This window comes from Adlercreutzia sp. CNCM I-6216 (assembly GCF_977113345.1).
The window spans coordinates 109,124-129,439 of record NZ_CDSBIE010000001.1 but is presented as its reverse complement, the minus strand read 5'-3'; the positions used below and the strand labels follow the sequence as shown (position 1 = coordinate 129,439).

At 66.0% G+C, this 20,316-nt stretch carries 16 protein-coding genes; all 16 read left to right on the top strand.

The features are described from left to right. Positions 1-12: 12 nt before the first annotated feature. The 16 genes from recO (at position 13) to ACYVRU_RS00485 (ending at position 20,306) form a co-directional block, all read left to right on the top strand. Positions 13-780, top strand: a complete 768-nt coding sequence (recO, locus tag ACYVRU_RS00560) for a DNA repair protein RecO (RefSeq protein WP_114548336.1) — start codon at positions 13-15, stop codon at positions 778-780. Between the two features lie 240 nt (positions 781-1,020). Next, a complete protein-coding gene (gene rpsO, locus ACYVRU_RS00555; protein WP_022739929.1) occupies positions 1,021-1,308 on the top strand; it encodes a 30S ribosomal protein S15 in 288 nt (95 codons plus the stop codon). Between the two features lie 160 nt (positions 1,309-1,468). Further along, positions 1,469-3,688 carry a polyribonucleotide nucleotidyltransferase gene (locus ACYVRU_RS00550; protein ID WP_223901020.1) on the top strand — a complete coding sequence of 740 codons (2,220 nt, stop codon included), beginning with the start codon at positions 1,469-1,471 and terminating at the stop codon, positions 3,686-3,688. A 392-nt stretch (positions 3,689-4,080) separates the two neighbouring features. Beyond that, positions 4,081-4,848: a 4-hydroxy-tetrahydrodipicolinate reductase gene (dapB, locus tag ACYVRU_RS00545; protein WP_223901021.1), complete on the top strand. Its 768-nt coding sequence runs from the start codon at positions 4,081-4,083 to the stop codon at positions 4,846-4,848. A 423-nt stretch (positions 4,849-5,271) separates the two neighbouring features. Beyond that, positions 5,272-6,174, top strand: coding sequence for a 4-hydroxy-tetrahydrodipicolinate synthase (dapA, locus tag ACYVRU_RS00540; protein ID WP_022739926.1), 903 nt, complete (start codon positions 5,272-5,274; stop codon positions 6,172-6,174). Positions 6,175-6,261: 87 nt separating this feature from the next. Beyond that, entirely contained in the window at positions 6,262-8,139 is a 1,878-nt protein-coding gene (locus ACYVRU_RS00535; RefSeq protein WP_117284011.1) for a ribonuclease J, read from the top strand. Between the two features lie 7 nt (positions 8,140-8,146). Then, positions 8,147-10,723, top strand: coding sequence for an FtsK/SpoIIIE family DNA translocase (locus ACYVRU_RS00530; protein ID WP_223901023.1), 2,577 nt, complete (start codon positions 8,147-8,149; stop codon positions 10,721-10,723). A gap of 53 nt (positions 10,724-10,776) precedes the next feature. Then, positions 10,777-11,940, top strand: a complete 1,164-nt coding sequence (locus ACYVRU_RS00525; RefSeq protein WP_302783631.1) for a helix-turn-helix domain-containing protein — start codon at positions 10,777-10,779, stop codon at positions 11,938-11,940. A gap of 28 nt (positions 11,941-11,968) precedes the next feature. Next, complete coding sequence (locus ACYVRU_RS00520; protein ID WP_223901025.1) at positions 11,969-12,466, top strand: YajQ family cyclic di-GMP-binding protein; 498 nt, start codon at positions 11,969-11,971, stop codon at positions 12,464-12,466. Positions 12,467-12,485: 19 nt separating this feature from the next. Further along, positions 12,486-13,790, top strand: a complete 1,305-nt coding sequence (rimO, locus tag ACYVRU_RS00515; RefSeq protein ID WP_367882414.1) for a 30S ribosomal protein S12 methylthiotransferase RimO — start codon at positions 12,486-12,488, stop codon at positions 13,788-13,790. Positions 13,791-13,793: 3 nt separating this feature from the next. Continuing rightward, positions 13,794-14,972 (top strand): CDP-diacylglycerol--glycerol-3-phosphate 3-phosphatidyltransferase, encoded by a 1,179-nt coding sequence (gene pgsA / locus ACYVRU_RS00510; RefSeq protein WP_223901026.1) that lies wholly within the window; start codon positions 13,794-13,796, stop codon positions 14,970-14,972. A gap of 240 nt (positions 14,973-15,212) precedes the next feature. Continuing rightward, complete coding sequence (gene recA / locus ACYVRU_RS00505) at positions 15,213-16,268, top strand: recombinase RecA (protein ID WP_022739919.1); 1,056 nt, start codon at positions 15,213-15,215, stop codon at positions 16,266-16,268. A gap of 6 nt (positions 16,269-16,274) precedes the next feature. After that, positions 16,275-16,982: a regulatory protein RecX gene (locus tag ACYVRU_RS00500; RefSeq protein ID WP_223901027.1), complete on the top strand. Its 708-nt coding sequence runs from the start codon at positions 16,275-16,277 to the stop codon at positions 16,980-16,982. A gap of 205 nt (positions 16,983-17,187) precedes the next feature. Continuing rightward, a complete protein-coding gene (rny, locus tag ACYVRU_RS00495; protein WP_114539060.1) occupies positions 17,188-18,759 on the top strand; it encodes a ribonuclease Y in 1,572 nt (523 codons plus the stop codon). Between the two features lie 3 nt (positions 18,760-18,762). Further along, on the top strand, positions 18,763-19,848 hold the full coding sequence (locus ACYVRU_RS00490) for an ATP-binding protein (RefSeq protein ID WP_114548347.1): 1,086 nt from the start codon (positions 18,763-18,765) through the stop codon (positions 19,846-19,848). A 125-nt stretch (positions 19,849-19,973) separates the two neighbouring features. Next, complete coding sequence (locus ACYVRU_RS00485; protein ID WP_022739915.1) at positions 19,974-20,306, top strand: stage V sporulation protein S; 333 nt, start codon at positions 19,974-19,976, stop codon at positions 20,304-20,306. Positions 20,307-20,316 lie beyond the last annotated feature (10 nt).

Genomic DNA, 20,316 nt, shown 5'->3' with positions numbered 1-20,316 from the left:
CGGGGCGGCTTCGTGGCGCAACCGACCTACTCCCTGCGCGCTCTCGTGCTGCGCCGTACGAAGCTGGGGGAGAGCGACCTCATTCTCACGCTGCTTTCCGAGGACGGCAGCCAGAAGCGGGCCGTGGCCAAAGGGGCCCGGCGGCCCAAGAGCAGCTTCGCGGCGCGCACCGAGCCCTTTTGCGTCATCGACGCCCTGTGCGCGACGGGCCGAAGCCTCGACATTCTGAAGGAGGCGCGGCTCGTCGCGGCCCATGACGCCTTGCGCTGCAACCTCGAGGCCTCTGCGGCCGCCGCGCCCGTAGCGGAGCTGCTCGCTCGCATGAGCCAGCGCGACCTCGCCAACCCGCGCCTGTTCCAGTCGGCGATGCGCGTGCTGGACGCCATGGACGGCGCCGATGACAGCCACCGTGCGGCGCTTTCGGCCGCCGAGCTGTTGAAGATCCTCGCCTTCTCGGGCCTGCGACCGAGCCTCGAGGTCTGCGTCGGCTGCGGCGAGCCGGTGGCGCTCGTCGAGGGCGCCCGCATCCCGTTCTCGGCTGCAGGCGGCGGAGTGCTCTGCGAGAGCTGCCGGGGCCTGGACGAATCCGTGCTTGTGGATGCCGGCACCCTCTGCTGGGCGCAGTACTTCCTCACAACCCCCTTCGACGCCATTGCAGAAGGGCCGGCCGACCTTACGGGCACCTTCGCCGTGCTGCACCTCGTGCAGGATCTCGTCCGCGCCCACATCGGCAGTTCGCTGAAGTCCCTCGAGTTCCTCTTCACGTGCGGCCTGTTCTAGTGTCGCACCGCCTTTTCGCCGCGCTCACCCAGCCCCAATATGCAGAAACCGTGTCGCTCGCGGAAACCTTGGGCGAGCCGCGCCGCAAGTGCCCTATACTGGGCGGGCTGCCAAAACGGCGGCGGAATTCGCCTTTGGTTCCCACGGACCACTTCCATGGCTACCCAAGACGGATGGAAACGGTAGGCCGCGCACACGGCGAAGACGGGGGAGACCCCGGGAAAGAAAGGTGGACCAGCTATGGCCAGCAAGCTCAGCATCTCCAAGGAGCGCACCGCGGAACTCATCAAGGAGTTCGGCAAGAACGATCAGGACTCCGGTTCCGCCGAGGTTCAGGTCGCCATCCTCTCGGAGCGCATCCGCAACCTCACCGAGCACCTGAAGACGCACAAGAAGGACAACCACACCCGTCGCGGCCTCATGATGCTCATCGGTAAGCGCCGCGGTATGCTGAAGTACATCAAGGAGCGCAACATCGAGGAGTACCGCGAGCTCATCAAGAAGCTCGGTATCCGCGACAACATCTAGCTCGAGCATGTACGGGGCCCCGCCTGGGGCCCCGTTTTCTGCTATAAGCGGTCGGAAGCGCATGAGGCGCCGACGGTCGCGGGGGCGGCGAATGTAAGTAGCCGCGCCCGAAGAAGTCCTCCGCAATGAGGCGGGGGAGTTGAAGAGAAAGAAAAGCGTTATGACGAAAATTGTCGAAGAATTCGAGTTGTACGGCAAGCAGTACCGCCTCGAGACCGGCGAGCTGGCCAAGCAGGCCACCGGCGCTGTGCTCGTGACCTGCGGTGCCACGAGCGTGCTCGTGACCGCCGTCGTCTCCAGCCAGGAGAAGGACTACGACTTCTTCCCGCTCACGGTCGACTACATCGAGAAGATGTACGCCGTGGGCCGCATCCCCGGCGGCTACCTGAAGCGCGAGGCGAAGCCGTCCGACCACGGCACGCTCGTGGCCCGCATGGTGGACCGCCCCATCCGCCCGGGCTTCCCGGACGGCTACAAGAACGAGGTGCACATCGTGGCCACCCCGTTCGTCATCGACGGCGAGAACCTGCCCGACACCATCTGCGTGGCCGGCGCCTCGGCGGCCCTGCTCGTGGGCGGCGCGCCCTTCGACGGCCCTGCTGCCTGCGTTCGCATAGGCCGCGACATCGAGACCGGCGAGTTCATCGTGAACCCCACGGTCTCCGAGCAGGAGAACTCCGATCTGGAGCTCACCATCGCCGGCACCGCCGACTACATCTCCATGGTCGAGGCCGGCGCTGCCGAGATCTCCGAGGAGGACATGCTGGCCGCCATGACCTTCGGCCAGGAGGCCATCGCCGCCTTCTGCGAGAAGCAGGCCGCCTTCCTCGCCAAGGTGAACCCCACCCCCATGGACTACACCATCCACGCCGCCGACCCGTCCGTGGCCGAGCGCGTCGACGCGCATCTCGACGAGATGTCCGCGGCCCTCAAGGACGCCGACAAGGCCGCCCGCATGCAGAAGGTGGAAGAGCTCAAATCCTCCATCATCGAGAACGACTTCACCGAGGAGGAGCGCGCCGCCTGGGGCTCCGACATCAAGGCGGCCCTCAAGGCCCTCGAGAAGCGGGCCATGCGCGCCATGATCCTTGAGACCGGCGAGCGCGTCGACGGCCGCACCCCCGAGGAGATCCGCCCGCTGCACATCGTGCCGGGGTATCTGCCCCGCGTCCACGGCTCGGGCCTGTTCCAGCGCGGCCAGACCCAGGTCATGTCCGTGTGCACCCTGGGAATGCTCAACGAGTGGCAGCGCCTCGACACCATCTGGCCCGAAGAGGGCAAGCGCTACATGCACCAGTACAACTTCCCGCCCTACTGCACCGGCGAGACCGGCCGCATGGGGGCGCCGAAGCGCCGCGAGGTGGGCCATGGCGCCCTGGCCGAGCGCGCACTGGTGCCCGTGCTGCCCGACACCGACACCTTCCCCTACGCCATCCGCGTGGTCTCCGAGGTGCTCGAGTCCAACGGCTCCTCCTCCATGGCCTCCACGTGCGGAAGCTGCCTGGCCCTGATGGACGCCGGCGTGCCGATCTCCGCGCCCGTCTCCGGTGTGGCCATGGGCCTCATCAAGGAGGGCGACGACGTGGTCATCCTCTCCGACATCCAGGGCATCGAGGACTTCCTCGGCGACATGGACTTCAAGGTCTGCGGCACCCCTAACGGCATCACCGCCCTGCAGATGGACAACAAGGCCAAGGGCCTGTCCGTCGAGATTTTGGCCCGCGCCCTGAAGCAGGCCCACGAGGGCCGCGCCTTCATCCTGGCCGCCATGCTTGAGACCATCGACGGCCCGCGTGCCGAGATGAAGGAGACCGCGCCGCGCATCGAGACCATCAAGATCCCCGTGGACAAGATCCGCGACGTCATCGGTTCCGGCGGCAAGGTGGTTCGCGGCATCCAGGAGGAGACCGGCGCCTCCATCGACATTCAGGAGGACGGCACCATCCACGTGGGCGCCGTCTCCGGCACCGCCATGCAGGCGGCCAAGGACATGATCCTCGGCATTGTGAAGGAGCCCGAGGTGGGCGAGGTCTTCGAGGGCGAGGTCGTCGGCATCAAGGACTTCGGCGCCTTCGTGAAGCTCACGCCGGGCAAGGACGGCCTGCTCCACATCTCGCGCGTGGCCAACGGCCGCGTCGGCAAGGTGGAGGACGTGCTGAGCCTGGGCGACATCGTGAAGGTGGAAGTGCTCGAGATCGACCCGAAGACCGGCAAGATCTCGCTGGACCGCCTGGACAAGCCGGACGCGCCGGCTTCCGCATCCCCGGCTCCGCGCGACAAGGGCGAGCGTCACGAGCGCCGCGAGCGTCGGGAGGACAACCGTCCCGGCCGCGCCGGCCGCACGCCGCGTCGTCGCCACGAGAGCGGAAGCAGCAACTAGCACTTTGGGAAAGGGTCGCAATCGCGGCCCTTTCTTGTTGCGAGCGGAATCCACTACGCCGGCACCGTCCTGTAGGGGCAGACCTTGGTCTGCCCTAACGCCCCAGCGAAAGAGAAACCGGGGATGCCTAGATGGTTCGGATTGCTTAGGCAGAAGTTCACGCCGCGACTCTCCCGGAGAGGAGACAGGGGGCACCTTGATTCGCTCAGACAGTCCTCGCCGGTATCGAAGGCGCGCCGAACGCATTAATCCCTGAATCTTCGCGCCTTCGATACCGTCTGCGGAACTCGCTCGGTCAAGGCGCCCCCTGTCTCCTCTTCGCTCTCACGTTGTTGCTTTACAATAGCGTTCACGCTTCTTGTTGAATCTGACTGGTGTATGGGAGGTTTCCTATGATCAAAGTTGCGGTGGCGGGTTATGCGGGGCGGATGGGCTCGGCGGTGGTGGATGCGGTGACTGCCGCGGACGACATGACGGTCGTCTGCGGTATCGATCCTCATGCCAAGGAGACGCCCTTCCCCGTGTTCGGCACGCTGGCCGAGGCGCTGGACGCGACGGATGTCGACGTGCTCGTAGATTTCACGCAGCCGAACGTGGTGGCGGGCAATCTCTCGGTGGCGCTGCCGCGGGGAGTCGACTGCGTGGTGGGGACGACGGGTCTTTCCAACGAGACGTTGGAGGAGCTGGCCGCCTCGGCGACGCCGGGGACGTGTTTGTTCTACGCGCCGAACTTCACCACCGGCGCCGTGCTCATGATGGAGTTCGCGAAGGCGGCGGCGCCCTACTTCCCCGAGGCCGAGGTCATCGAGTACCACCACTGCAACAAGAAGGACGCGCCCTCCGGCACCGCCGTGCGCACCGCAGAGATCATCGCGGAGGCCCGCGCCCCCCGCGTGAGCGAGGCGCCCGGCCGCGAGACGGAGATCGCCGGGGCCGAGGGAGCCCGCGGGGCGCTCATCGAGGGCGTGCCCGTGCACTCGGTGCGTTCCATGGGCTTCGTGGCCAGTCAGGAGGTCATCTTCGGCTCGCTGGGCCAGACGCTCACCATCCGCCACGACTCATGGGACCGCACCTCCTACATGCCCGGCGTCCTCCTCGGCATCCGCAGCGTAGGGGAGCGCGACGGCCTCATCGTCGGCCTCGAGAGCTTCATGAACTAGTTTCGCCCCGCTCAAACCCCTAAGTTTTGGCTGGTGGCGGCATGAGGAAGCCAAAACGAGGGGGTTTGCGCGGGTTGCGCATGGATAACTTGGAAGGCGTCTGGGTAAAACCCCAGGTCGTAACTTTCTCTATCATTGCGAACGAGATTTTTACCCACGCAAACCCCCGCATTTTGGCTGGCGCGTTGCTTTCGTAGCCAAAATGCGGGGGTTTGCGGGGATGCGTCGTCGCCGAGGTGACTGATCGCGACTGAAACGCGAAAAGGGTCCCAGGCACTCCCCACGAGCGGCACTTTGTCGCCGCAGGTTGTGCGTTTGACGGACTTACGAGCGCTCGCGTTTTACTTGCGGCCCATCAATGGCATAATGGGATAGTGTTTGGGCGCCGCGGCGCCCCCGACGTTTGTTTAAGGAGATACTTCCATGGAGTTCAAGCGCGATCCTCGCTTCGGCCGCATGATTCCGGCCATGGTCACCCCGTTCAACGCCGACCTCGAACTCGATCTCGACCGGGCCCAGGAGCTGGCCGACCGACTCGTGCGCGGCGGCGCCGACGCCCTTATCGTCAACGGCACCACCGGTGAGAGCCCCACGGTGTTCTATCCCCAGAAGCTCGAGCTGTTCCGCGCCGTGGTGCGCGCCGTGAACGGCCGCATCCCGGTCATCGCGAACGTCGGCGACAACTGCACGGCCGACACCGTGTACTTCGCCCAAGATGCCGCCAAGCAGGGCGTCGATGGCTTCATGTGCGTCGTGCCCTACTACAATAAGCCTCCGCAGGAGGGCCTGTACCGCCACTTCAAGACCATCGCGGATTCTACGGACATGCCCATCATCCTGTACAACATCCCCGGGCGCTGCTCTATCAACATGGAGGGCGACACCACCCTGCGCTTGGCCCACAACTGCGACAACGTCGTGGCCATCAAGGAGGCCTCGGGCAACTTCGAGCAGATCAAGTACATCATCGACAACGCTCCGGCCGGTTTCGACGTGTACTCCGGCGACGACTCGTCCACCCTCGACATCATGGAGCTGGGCGGCGTGGGCGTCATCTCCACCATCGGCAACGTCGCGCCCGATCGCATGAAGGCCATCGTCGATCTGGCCGCCAAGGGCGAGTGGGATGCGGCTCGTGAGGCCAACGAGGCCCTGATGCCGCTCATGAAGGGCCTGTTCGAGACCTCGAATCCCATCCTCGTGAAAGAGGCCCTGAGCCTTGTCGGCTTCCCCGTCGGCGGCGTGCGCCTGCCGCTCGTGGACGCCACGCCGGAGCAGTCGGCGCGCCTGGCCTCCATCATGCGCGAGGTCGGTGTTCTTGACTAGAATCGTCCACCATTGAAGATGCGACGCCGGCCCGATGCCCTCAGGTCGGCGTTTTTGCGCGTTACTACCTTTAGAAAGAGGCATTGAATGACCAAAGAAAACCAAGAGAAGCAGAACGGCCGCACGGAGGGCGGCAGCGGCAAGAACGCCAACCGGCGCAACAACGATCGCCGCAAGAACAACACCTCCTTCAAGCGTGTGAACCTGGAGCGCAAGCGCCCGCAGCTCTCGCGCGGCGAGACAGCGGCGGCCAAGGAAGTCCCCTCCGGCAGCCGAAAGCCGCGCCGCGGCTCGAAGGCGGGCAAGGACCCGAACGCGAAGCTCAAGATCATCCCGCTCGGCGGTCTTGACGCCATCGGCAAGAACATGACCGCCTTCGAGTGCAACGGCGACATGATCTTGGACGACGCGGGCCTGATGTTTCCCGACGACGACCATCCGGGCATCGACCTCATCCTGCCCGACTACACCTATGTGCTGGAGAACGCCGACAAGCTGCGCGGCATCGTCATCACCCACGGCCACGAGGACCACACGGGCACGCTGCCCTACCTTCTGAAGGATCTCGACCGCACGGTGAACATCTACGCCACGAAGCTCACGCTCGGCCTCATCGAGGGCAAGTTCGCCGAGCACCGGGTGAAGAACGCCAAGCTCATCGAGATCAAGCCCGGCGACGAGGTCAAGCTCGGCTGCTTCACGGTGGACTTCTTCGCCGTGAACCACTCCATCCCCGGCGCGGTGGGCCTGTTCATCCAGAGCCCGGCCGGCAACGTTTTGCACACCGGCGACTTCAAGCTGGACCAGACCCCCATCGACGGCATCACCACCGATTTCGGCGCCCTGGCCCGCTTCTCGGAGACGGGGGTCGACCTCATGATGAGCGACTCCACCAATGCGACGAACCCGAACTTCACCCCGTCCGAGGCCGAGGTGGGGAAGACCTTGGAGCAGATCATCTCTCAGGCCAAGGGGCGCGTCATCATCGCCAGCTTCGCGAGCCACATCCACCGCATGCAGCAGATCTGCGACGCGGCGGTAAAGAACGGCCGCAAGGTGGTGGTCACGGGCCGCTCCATGATCCAGAACACCGACATCGCGCGGCGGCTCGGCTACCTGAACATCTCCGACGACAACCTCATCGACGCCTACGACCTGAAGGGCATTCCGCCCGAGCAGGTGGTCATCATGTGCACCGGCAGCCAGGGCGAGCCGCTGTCGGCTCTGGCCCGCATCGCCAACGGCGAGCACAAGACCATCGAGATCGAGGAGGGCGATACGGTCATCATCTCGGCCACGCCGGTTCCCGGCAACGAGAAGGCCGTCACCCGGGTCATCAACCAGCTGGCCAAGATCGGCGCCGACGTGTACGACAAGAGCCGGGCGCGGGTGCACGTGTCGGGCCATGCCGGGGCCGAGGAGCTGAAGATCATGCTCTCCATCGTGAAGCCGAAGAACTTCATGCCGGTCCATGGCGAGGCCACGCACCTGCGGGCCCACGCGAAGCTGGCCGAGGCCACCGGCGTCGACCCGGACAACATCTACGTGCTTGAAAACGGCGACTCCCTGGAGCTTTCCGCCCGGGGCGTCGAGCGCGGCGAGGGCGTGCCCTCGGGCATCGTCTACGTGGACGGCCTTTCGGTGGGCGACACCTCCCAGGACGTGCTGGACGAGCGCAACACGCTCGGCAACCAGGGCTTCGCCTCGGTGGCCGCGGCCGTGAACATGAAGGATCGCAAGCTCGTCGGCCAGGTGCAGGTGTCCATGCACGGCATTACCGGCGGCGACGACTACTATCTGGCCCACGAGGCCGAGAACACCGTGGCCAACGCCCTGCGCAAGTGCCTTTCCAAGGACGGAGGCGTGAAAGAACTGCGCAAGGCCGCCCGCGACGCGCTGCTCTCGCTTCTCTGGGAGCGCACCAAGCAGCGCCCCATGGTCGTCGTGAACCTGCTGGAGGTCTAGAGGCACCGTGGCGCGCAATACGAGCACCAACAAAGAGAAGACGAGCGCCCAGAAGGCCTCGGGGAACCTGTCGAAGAGCGGCACGCGCAAATCCGCCGCGGCCCGCAGCCGCGCCGTGGAGGCCGAGCCCCGCATCTTGGACGACCGCACGCGCCGCGACATCGTGGGCGTCGGCTTCATCATTTTGGGCATTGTGCTGTTCATCGCGGCCGCGGCTCCGGCCGGGGCCATCGTGACCGACTTCCTCTCGGAGTCGCTCCACGTCGTCTTCGGCGTGGGCTGCTACATCATGCCCTTCTTCCTCGTCGCCATCGGCGGCGCCGTTCTGTACCGCATGCAGTCGGAGCGCATGTCGCTGCGCGTCACGCTGGGCCTATCGCTCATCCTCGTGGCGCTGCTCGGCATCATCGCCCTGTTCACGCCGACGACCGGCACAGGACCTGCCGCCCTGTTCGACCGCATCGCGCTCGTGACCCATGGCGGCTATGTGGGGGCGGCGCTCGCCTGGGTGGGGCTCACGCTCTTCGGGCCGGCCATCTCCGCCATCCTGCTCATCGGGGTGGCCATCGTCGGCGTCATCGTCATCGGATTCTCCATCTCCGCATTTCTGGAGAAGGTGCGCGCCCGCTACGACTTGGACGGCGAGGGTGCCGCCTCCCTCATTCCCGATGCCTTCGGATCTATGAGGCGGGGGAGGGGCAAGCCGCCGCTGACGACCATGGCCGAGTCCGCCGATCTGCCCCCGGCAGCCCATGGGGCGCCCACCGCCCGCATCTCCTTGGACGAGCAACCGCGCCGGCGCTCCCGCGGGGCTGCAGCCGACACCGTGTCCGATGCGGCCGTCACGCGGCAGCTGGGCGCCCAGAAGACGGACGGCCTCGTGCCCATCCAAGCCCCTGATCCGCGCGAGGTGGCCGAGGTGGAGGACATCTCCGCCGTGGAGCCAGCCGCTCCCATGACCCGCAAGCTCGGGCGGCGCCGGCAGGAGGCCGAGGTCGCCGAGCGCGAGGCCGCGAAGACGAAGCCCGTGAGCAAGAAGACGGCCCCCAAGAAAAAGAAGGAGGCGCCCGCCCAACCGATCTCCAAGGACGGCTTCCAGCTGCCTCCCATGACTCTCCTCGCCACCGGCGGCGCCCGCCGCGGCTCTACCGAGGAGGAGCTGCGGGACGTAGCCGCCGAACTGCAGGGGACCCTGGAGGACTTCGGCGTCATGGCGAGCGTGGTCGGCTGGGTGGAGGGCCCAACGGTGACGCTGTTCAAGGTGGACCTGCCCTCCGGCGTGCGCGTGAGCAAGGTCACCAACCTCACCGATGACATCGCGCTGGCGCTCGCCGCTCCTGGCGTGCGCATCTTCGCCCCCATCCCCGGCACCAACTACGTCGGCATCGAGGTGCCCAACCGCAACCGCCAGATGGTGTATCTCCCCGACGTGCTCGCCGCTGCGGGCCCCGGGCCTTTGCAGGTGGCCATCGGCGAGGACGTGGAGGGCCACGCCATCGTCCACGACCTGGCGAAGATGCCCCACGTGCTCATCGCCGGCACCACCGGCTCGGGCAAGTCGGTGGAGGTGAACTCCATGATCATGTCCATCCTCATGCGCGCGACCCCGGCCGAGGTGCGCTTCATCATGGTGGACCCCAAGCGCGTGGAGTTCGCCCCCTACGAGGGCATCCCGCACTTGTACGTCCCCGTGGTCACCGAGTGCCGCGAGGCCTCCAGCGCCCTTTCCTGGGCCGTGGCCGAGATGGAGCGGCGCCTGAAGATGTTCTCGAAGTGCGGCGTGCGCAACATCATCACCTTCAACGAGAAGGCCCGGGCGGCCCAGGCCGCCGACGAGGCCGCGGAGAAGAGGGGGGAGGAGCCGCCGGAGAACCCCTACGGCGAGCCCATTCCCTACATCGTCATCGTCATCGACGAGCTGGCCGACCTCATGATGAACGTGGGCAAGGAGGTCGAGTTCTCCATCAGCCGCATCGCCCAGCTCGCCCGCGCCGCCGGCATCCACCTCATCATCGCCACCCAGCGCCCCTCCACCAACGTGGTCACGGGCCTCATCAAGGCGAACATCACCTGCCGCATCGGGCTTACGGTGGCCTCGGGCATCGACTCCCGCGTCATCCTCGACTCCACGGGCGCCGAGAACCTCATCGGCATGGGGGACATGCTCTTGGCCAAGCCGGAGTACCCCAAGCCCATCCGCATCCAGGGCCCCTACATCCCCGACGACGAGATCGTCGCCGTGGTGGCACACCTGAAGAGCCAGGGCGAGCCGGAGTACCACTCCGAGATCCTGAAGACCAACGTCGTGACCTTGGGCGACTCCTCGCCTTCGGGGGAGGGGGGCTCCGAGGCCGACGATCCGCTTCTGTGGGAGGCCGCCGATGTGGTGGTTTCAAGCGATTTGGGCTCCACGAGCAACCTTCAGCGTCGCTTGAAGGTCGGATACGCGCGAGCTGGACGTATAATGGATCAGTTGGAAGAAAAGGGCATCGTGGGCCCGGCCAACGGAAGCCGCCCGCGCGAGGTGCTCGTCGACCAAATGGAACTGGAAACACTGAAGGCCTTCGAGGCCGCTGACGAATAGGCCGGAACGGAACCGCACCGCAACGGCCAACGGAAAACACAGAGGAGACCATCGTGGCGAGACAGACATCATTCGGCGAGGCGCTTGCCCATGCCCGCGAGCGCAAAGGACTCGATTTGTCCACGGCCGCCCGCAAGCTGCGCATCCGCCCGGATATCCTGCGCGCCATCGAGGAGGGCGATTTCGCCCGCATGCCCCCGCGCGGCTACACGTCGAACATGGTGGGCGCCTACGCGCGCCTGGTGGGGCTGAACCCCACGGAGGTCACCCGCGCCTACCGGGAAGAGGTCTACCAGTTCGAGACGGGCCGCCGTCCGGCGAGCAACCGTCGCGAGCGCCCCCGCGATGCCGGACGCACGGTCGCGCTGCCCTCCAGCCGCGACCGGGGATCCTCTCGGGGCTCCTACCGAGACGATTACGCGGGCTCCCCGCGCTCCGGCCGTTCCGGCTTGGGCGGTTCCTCGGCCCGCACGGGCAGGGCGGCTCCGCAGCCCCAGTACACCAACCTCGTCCAAGGGCGCCAGGCACCGGGCATCGCGGCGAACATCGGCTCGTATTTGCCGCTCATCATCGTGGGCGCCATCATCGTGGGCCTGCTCGTCCTCGTGATCGTCCTGGCCTTCGGAAACCGTGCGGCGCCGGAAAGCGATGTGCCCACGGTGCCCATCTCCGGCATGCAGAACCCTGCCGGCACCGATACCGGTGCCGCAAACGAGGGCGCAGGCGACGCAACGGCGCCCACCCAGCAGCCCGTGGCGCCGACGAGCGCCAAGTTCAGCTACAACGTGCCCGAGGGGTCAAGCGTCTACATCGAGGTCGTCCAGGACGGCAAGACCGTGGAGGCGGGCAATGTCACCGGGCCCAAGACGGCCGATTTCGATGTGACCGGAACGCTGAAATTCGTGCTTTCCGGTGATGACGAGGACATCGCCGCCGTCAAGCTCACCCTCGACGGCGAGGAGGTGAAGGCCGAGGATCAGAACGGCCGCGGCGTCTACACCTACACCGTCAACTTCGAGGACGTGCTCAACGATTGGAAGCGCGCCAACGGCGTGGCCGGCGCCTCCTCGGATAGCTCCGGCGACTCGGATTCCGGCTCCTCCTCCAGCTCGGATTCCTCGAGCGACGACTCCAGCACCAGCGACCGTCCCTCCGACACCTCCGGAAATGGCGACTCGTCCGACTCCGGCGAGGACTCCTCCGACAGCGCGGCCTAGCGGGCCCATCGAGAAAGGCAATCAACCCATGGCTAAAGAATCCAGCTTCGACATCGTCTCCACGGTGGATATGCAGGAGGTGGACAACGCCTTCCAGCAAGCCAAGAAAGAGCTTTCCCAGCGCTACGATCTGAAGGATTCGGGCGCCGAGATCTCCCTGGACAAAAGCGCCGGCACCCTGACGGTGACCGCGCCGGCCGAGTTCGTGGCCTCCCAGGTCATCGACGTCATCGGCAGCAAGCTCATCAAGCGCGGCATCGATCTTACCGCCGTGAAGTGGGGGGATTCCACGCCTTCCTCCGGCGGCGGGGTGCGCCGGTGCGCCACGGTGGTCAACGGCATCGACAAGGAGACCGCGGGCAAGATCAACAAGGACATCAAGGCCCAGAAGCTCAAGTGCAAGGTGACCGTCGAGGGCGACAAGCTGCGCGTGAGCTCTCCCTCCCGCGACACGTTGCAGGAGGTCATCGCCTTCTTGCGCGGCCAGGACTACGGGCAGCCGCTGCAGTACGTCAACTATCGCTAGGACTACGGACGTGATCAATATGACGCGCGACAGCGCGGTGCCCTCCGTCTGCCTCATCACGATGGGGTGCGCGAAGAACGAGGTGGACTCGGCCGCCATGGCGCGGCGCTTGCGCGAAGCCGGCTTCTCCGTGACCGAAGAGGCGTCCAGCGCCGACGCCATCATCGTGAACACCTGCTCGTTCATCCAGGCGGCCACCGAGGAGAGCATCGATGCCATCCTCGAGGCCGCCTCCCTGCCCAAAGTGGATGAGGGCTCAGCCGCCCTCATCGTCGCCGGCTGCATGCCGGCCCGTTACGGGGACGACCTGGCCGCGGAGCTGACGGAGGCGTCGGCCTTTGTGCCCTGCAGTCGCGAGGACGATATCGCGGAAGTGGTGGCGCGCGCTCTGGGGATCCCCCTGCCCGTGGCGGCCGTCGGGGGCGAGCCCGCAGAAGGGGAGGGCCGGACGTTCGCCTACGTGAAGATATCCGACGGCTGCGACCGCTTCTGCTCCTACTGCACCATCCCCTTCATTCGCGGGCGCTACCACAGCTTCCCGTACGAGCAGATCGCCGAGGACGTCGAGCGCGAGATCGCCTCCGGCGCCCGGGAGATCGTGCTCATCGCCCAGGACACCGGACGCTGGGGCGCCGACCTTCCCGACGGCCGCGACCTCGCATGGCTCGTCGACACGCTGGCCGAGGCGCACCCCGACACGTGGTTCCGCGTCATGTACCTGCAGCCCGAGGGCGCAACCGACGAGCTGCTCTCCGTTATGGCGGCCCGCGAGAACGTTTGCTCTTATCTGGACATTCCCCTGCAGCACGTGAGCGAGCCGATCCTTCGGGCCATGAACCGCCGAGGGGATGCCGCGGCGTTTCGCGCCCTCATCGAGCGCATCGAGGCCGCGGTGCCCGATATCACCTTGCGCACAACGCTCATCGCGGGATTTCCCGGCGAGACCGACGAGCAGTTCGAGGAGCTCCTCGATTTCGTCTCCGAGGGGCTGTTCCATTACGTCGGCGTCTTCCCCTACTCCCGCGAGGAGGGCACCGCCGCCTTCGACCTGCCGAACCAGATCGACGAGGACGAGAAGGCCCAGCGGGCCCAGGTGCTGCGCGACGCCGCCGATGCCGCCTGCGGGCCCCGCATCGCCGAGCGCATCGGGAAGGGGGCGATCGTGCTCGTCGAGGGAACCGAGGAGGACGGCCAGCGCTTCGGTCGCGCCCAATGCCAGGCGCCCGAGGTGGACGGCGTCACCTACGTGTCCCGCGGCGAGATCGGCGCGTTCGTTTCCTGCACCATCGCGGATACCCTGCTTTACGAAATGGAAGGCGAGTAGGCCATGACCACCATCCAGCCCACGGCTCCGGACAAGCTCTGGACGCCGGCGAACATCGTCACGCTCATCCGCATCTGCCTGGTGCCGGTCTTCGTGCTGGCGATCCTGAGCCCCTGGCCCGAATGGGTGGGCCTGCCGGGCATCACCATGGAGGCGAAGTGCGTCATCGCCGCTGGCATCTTCATTCTCATCTCCTGCACCGATTGGATCGACGGATATCTCGCCCGCAGTCGCGGGGAAGTGACCGACTTCGGGAAGTTCATGGATCCCCTGGCCGATAAGATCCTCGTCACGGCGGCGCTCATCGCCCTGGTGGAGCTGGCCGTGCTGCCCGGCTGGCCCGTGCTCATCATCCTTGCCCGCGAGTTCATCGTCTCGGGCATCCGCATGGTGGCGGCCAGCAAGGGCACGGTCATCGCCGCCAGCTGGTACGGCAAGGCCAAGACGGTGTTCCAGATCATCGCCATCGTGCTGTTCCTTCTCAAGGACTCGCTCACGTTCACCACGGCGGCCGGCGCCTTCACCAACCCCATGTTCGTGCTGTCCTGGACCGTCATGGTCATCGCGCTCGTCCTGACGGTCATGTCCATGCTCGACTATCTCGTAAAGGCGCGCCATCTGTTGAAGGGGAGCGCGGGGGCCAAAACCGCAAAGGCGGCCGCCCCTTCTGCGGCACCCACCGAGATCGCGGCGCTGCAGAAGGCCATCGACGAGCAGGCGCGCATCATCGTCGAGAAGGCGACGGCCGCAGGGGCCACGGTGGCCACAGCCGAGAGCCTCACCGGCGGCCTCATCGCGGCCATGCTCACTTCCGTGCCCGGGTCGTCGGCCTCGGTGCGCGGCGGCATTGTGAGCTACGTGAACGAGGTGAAGGCCGAGGTACTCGGCGTTTCCGAGGACGTGCTCGCGCGACAGGGGGCCGTCGACGAGCTGGTGGCCCTGCAGATGGCCCGTGGCGCCCTGCGCGAGCTGGGCAGCGATGTCTCGGTGGCGGTCACGGGCATCGCCGGACCGACGGGCGCCGAGCCCGGCAAGCCGGTGGGCACGGTGTGGATCGGCTGCGCCACCGCCAAAAAGACCCATGCTGCATGCCATCATTTCGAAGGCGGCCGCGAGGCCGTGCGCTTGCAAACGGTGCTGATCGCCCTGCGCACGATGGAAGAGGCGCTCGCGAGCTTCTGACAGCGCCGCGGTTTTGGCGAGGGCGCACGGGCACTCTGCGACGAGAGTGCGACAGCGGTACGGTCGGCGCGAGGACTCAAATGAGACATTCCCGCGTCATTGCTGCGGTCGCGTACCGTTATGCTGTTTTCGCGCACAGAGAGAACTGGTTTTTGAGAATCACCTCTTGACGTGCATACGTTTGTTCGTATAATGATGAAAACAGGCCATTTGTTCGCCTGGCCCAGACAAGGAGAGGTCATGAACGAAGATAAAGAAAAGATGCTCAAACTCACCACTGATCAAATCGAGTCCAAGTTCGGCAAGGGCTCTATCATGACCCTCGGCGAGGGAGGCGCCGATCTCAACATCGGGGTCATCCCCACGGGCGCCCTGCCGCTCGATGCCGCGCTCGGCATCGGAGGCGTGCCCCGCGGCCGCATCATCGAAATCTACGGTCCCGAGTCAAGCGGCAAGACAACGCTCGCCTTGCAGATTCTCGCGGAGGCTCAGGCGCTGGGCGGTATCGTTGCCTTCATCGATGCCGAGCACGCCCTCGATCCCGTTTACGCCGCGCGCATCGGGGTCGATATCGACGAGGTGCTCATCTCCCAGCCCGACACCGGCGAGCAGGCGCTGGAAATCTGCGATATGCTCGTGCGCTCGGGCGCTATCGACTGCGTCATCGTCGACTCTGTGGCGGCGCTCGTTCCCCGTGCCGAAATCGAGGGCGAGATGGGGGATACCACCGTGGGCCTTCAGGCTCGGCTCATGTCCCAGGCCCTGCGCAAGCTGGCCGGGTCGCTGTCGAAATCGAACACCACCTGCATCTTCATCAACCAGCTGCGCGAGAAGATCGGCGTCATGTTCGGCAACCCGGAGACGACCACCGGCGGACGCGCCCTGAAGTTTTTCTCCTCGGTTCGCATCGACATTCGCCGCATCGACTCTATCAAGCAGAACGGCGATGTGGTCGGCAATCGCGTGAGGGCGAAGGTGGTCAAGAACAAGGTGGCTCCTCCTTTCCGCCAAGCGGAGTTCGATCTCATGTACGGCGAGGGCATCTCTCGGGAAGGCTGCATCGTCGATATGGCCGTGGAATGCGGCGTGGCCAAGAAGTCCGGCGCCTGGTACACCTACGGCGAGGAGCGCCTGGGCCAGGGCCGCGAGGCGGCCAAGCAGACGCTCAAGGAGAACCCCGATCTGCGTGAGGAGCTCGAGAACAAGGTCCGCGAGGCCTACGAGATCCCCGTCATCGAGCGTCCGGCCGAAAACGAGTCGTTCACGCCGGCGCCCAAGAGCGGCAAGAAGAAGTAACGCATCGTGGCGTCCAAGGCCGACATACTCGCAGCGCTCAGGGCGGATATCGCCGCCCTGGAAGCCGCCCCTCCCTCAGAGGAACCGTGCGCGCAAATCGCCGCTTGGCCGCACCCTGCCGAGGACGACGCCGTTTGCGGCAGGGATACAGGGGCGTCTTGCGCGCAGGATCTCTCCCGCTCCTCTCGTGGAGAGGAGCGGGAGAGCGCTCTGAGCGGCGAGGAGGGGAAGACGGCCCGAGACGCGTACCAGAAGATCCTCCGATGGGCCGCGGTTCGCGAGCGCTCCACGGCCTACCTGCGCGAGCGCCTGCTGAAGGACGACTTTCCTGCGGCAGTGGTGGAGGAGGCCCTTCAGCGCGCCGTGCGCGTACGGGCGGTGGACGATCGACGCTACGCCGACGCCCTCGTCCGCATGAAGCTTGCGGCCGGCCGGGGGCTTCGCGATGCCGAACGGGAGATCGAGGAGCTCGGCATCGACCCAGCCACCCTCGATTTCTGGGTCGAGCATGAGCGGAAGGGGAGGGACTTCGAAGTGGGCCGCGCCCTGGCCGCCCTGCGGCGTCGCCCGCCTAAAGCCAAGCGCGCCCGGGAGGCCGCTTTCCGCCGTCTCGTTTCCCAAGGATTTTCCACCGATGTCGCCGCTTCCGCGTCGCGCACGTGGTCCGAGGAGCAGGAGCGCAACCTGAAGTGCGATTCGATGAGCCATTCGTGACGCAAACCCACTAGAGTCTGTCTAAAGCCGCGGCCTTACGCTATACTGTGAGCTGTGGCTTTAGAGCATACGTGCCCTTCTGGGCATTCAAGATAGAGAATTTCATATTCCTCGTATCTTCGCGCAGTTATGCTCATGCCCGGCCACGGGCATTTTTTATGACATGAAATGGGCATGAAAGCCCAGATGAAAGGAGGAAACAGCCATGGATCCCATCACGATCGTGCTCTTGATCGTCGCTATCGTCATCGGCCTGGTCCTCGGTTTCATCGTCAATCGACTCATTGCCAGCTCCTCATCCAAGAACGCTGCCCGCGAGGCCGCAAGCCTGGTCGAGGATGCCAAGAAGCAAGCCGAGACGCTCCGACGTGAAGCCGCCGTGGAAGCCAAGGACGAGGCTCTTCGCTATAAGCAGGAGATGGAGAAGGAGAACAAGGAGCGCATGCGCGAGGTGCGCTCCGCCGAGAACCGCATCGCCCAACGCGAGGAGTCCCTCGATCGCCGGGTCGAGTCCCTGGATGCCCGCGAGCACCAGCTCTCGTCTTTGCAGGGACAAGTCGAGCGCCGCGAGCGCGATGTCGAAGAGGCCGAGAATGCCATCGAGCGCCATCGCGAGGAGGCGCAGATCGAGATCAACCAGGCCCTCGAGCGCGCTGCGGGCATGAGCCCCCAGGAGGCCAAAGAGGAACTGCTGGAGACCATCCACGACGAGGTCACCCGCGAATCGGCCGTCATCATCCGCGATGCCGAGACGCGCACCAAGGCCGAGGCGGACAAGAAGGCCCGCGAGATCTTGAGCCTCGCCATCCAGCGCGTGGCCGCCGACCACTCCGCCGAGAGCACGGTGTCCACCATCCATATCCCCTCCGACGACCTGAAGGGCCGCATCATCGGCCGCGAGGGCCGCAACATCCGCTCCTTCGAGCAGCTGACCGGCACGAACCTCATCATCGACGACACGCCGGAGTGCGTCACCATCTCCTGCTTCGACCCGGTGCGCCGCGAGATCGGCCGCGTCACCATGGAGAACCTCATCGCCGACGGGCGCATCCATCCCGCGCGCATCGAGGAGATGTACGACAAGGCCGTCAAGCTGGTGAACCAGCGGGTGCACGAGGCCGGCGAGCAGGCCACGTTCGATGCGGGCATCCACGATCTCCACCCGGAGCTCGTCAACACCCTGGGACGTTTGCGCTATCGCACCTCGTTCGGTCAGAACGTGCTGAACCATTCGCTCGAAGTGGCCTATCTGGCCTCGGTCATGGCCTCCGAGCTCGGGCTCGACCCCATCCCCGTCAAGCGGGCCGGCCTTTTACACGACCTCGGCAAGGCCGTCGATCACGAGGTCGAGGGCAGCCACGCCGTCATCGGCGCCGATCTGGCCCGTCGCTTCGGCGAGCGCCCCGAGATCGTCCACGCCATCGAGGCCCATCACAACGATGTGGAGGCCAACTCCGTCGTCGACGTGCTCATCCAGGCCGCCGACGCCGTCTCCGCCGCCCGCCCCGGCGCCCGCAAGGAGACGCTGGACGCCTACGTGAAGCGCCTCGAGAAGCTGGAGGAGATCGCGAACTCCCACAAGGGCGTCGAGCGCACCTACGCCATCCAGGCAGGCCGCGAGGTTCGCGTCATGGTAGAGCCGGAAGTGGTGGACGAGGCCGAATCCGTCGTTTTGGCCCACGACATCGCCCAGCAGATCGAGAACGAGATGCAGTATCCGGGCCAGGTGAAAGTCGTCGTCATCCGCGAGAGCCGTGCGGTCGACTACGCCAAGTAGGCCATGGAAGGCGATACCCTCAGCGATTTCATAGACGATGTGTGCGGCGAGAGCCGTCTACGGGTCGAGGATGACCTCGGAGACGGCTTCGTCCGCCTCCGGTCCTCCGAGGCCGAACGACGCCAGGCCGCCCAGGACATCCGCTCGAGCGAGGACGTGGTCATCGAGCTTCTGCGCAACGCCCGCGATGCCGGCGCCAGCCGCATCTTCCTCGCCACTCAGAAGACCGGCAACGAACGTCTGCTCACCGTCCTCGACGACGGACAGGGCATTCCCGCTGCCCAGCACGAGCGCATCTTCGAACCGCGCGTCACTTCGAAGCTCGATAGCGCGCATATGGACAAGTGGGGCATGCACGGGCGCGGCATGGCCCTTTACTCTATCTCCGTGAACGCCGAAGAGGCCCGGGTGCTGCAATCGGAGCCGGGACTCGGCACCAGCCTCACGGTCGCCACCGACACCGAAAGCCTCGCCGAGAAGGCGGATCAGTCGACGTTTCCCCGTTTCGAGCAGGAGCCTTCCGGTTCGTGGGCGATGCGCGGCCCCAAGAACATCGTGCGCACGGCCGCGGAATTCGCCTTGGAGCACCGCGGCGACCTCTCCGTGTACCTCGGCACCCCGGTGGAGGTGGCAGCGACGCTGTACCAACTGGGTCTCGCCTCGCTCTCCCCGGCCGTGCGCGCCTTCGGGGGCGACGGCACGGGAATCCCCCTCGTCAAGCGCCTCGCCCTGGCCGCCGGCCCCGATGACCTCGCGGACCGCTGCGAGGCCCTGGGGCTGCCGCTCTCCGAGCGCTCGGCCCGACGCATTCTCGACGGGGCCATCGTTGCGCTCGACCCCTTAACCGAGCGTTTGGCCGCCGAATCGTTCCCGCGGCAGGCCCATCGCCCATCCGAGCGCCGGCGAAATTCTAAGAACGCCCGCTCCCTGCGTCTGGCTCCCGAGGACATCGATACGCTGAAGCGCGGCATCGGCCGGCTCATGGAGCCCGTGGCGGAAACGTATTATCTGGAAGCGGTGGGCGAGGCGGAGGTCATCGTGGGCCAGGAAGCCATCCGCATCACCGTTCCCATCCGCACGTCGCTCTAAGGAAGCGCGCGCGGTTGCGCCACTCGGGTGCAACAGGTAGAATATTCGGGCTGAAGGCGCCACGGGCGCCCGCTAAACGAACCACATCCAGAGAAGAACCGCACCACAAACGACAAGGACCAGCTGTGTCTACCACTGAAACCAAGCCCTCCATCGGGTGCCTCAAAGTATCCTCCAAATCGTCTCCCGCCTCCGTTGCCGGCGCCATCGCCGGCATGATCAAAGACGGGGCGTCGGTGGAGATTCAAGCCGTGGGGGCCGGTGCGGTGAACCAGGCTGTGAAAGCCGTGGCCATCTCCCGCGGGTTCCTCTCGCCGGTGGGCATCGAGATCTGCTGCATCCCCTCCTTCGCGGACATCGTCATCGACGGCGAGTACCGCACGGCCATCCGCTTCGCCGTCGAGCCGCGGGGCGCCGCCGCGATCGCCCCCATCGTCGATGCGGCCGCGGTCCATTAGAGGGTTTTGC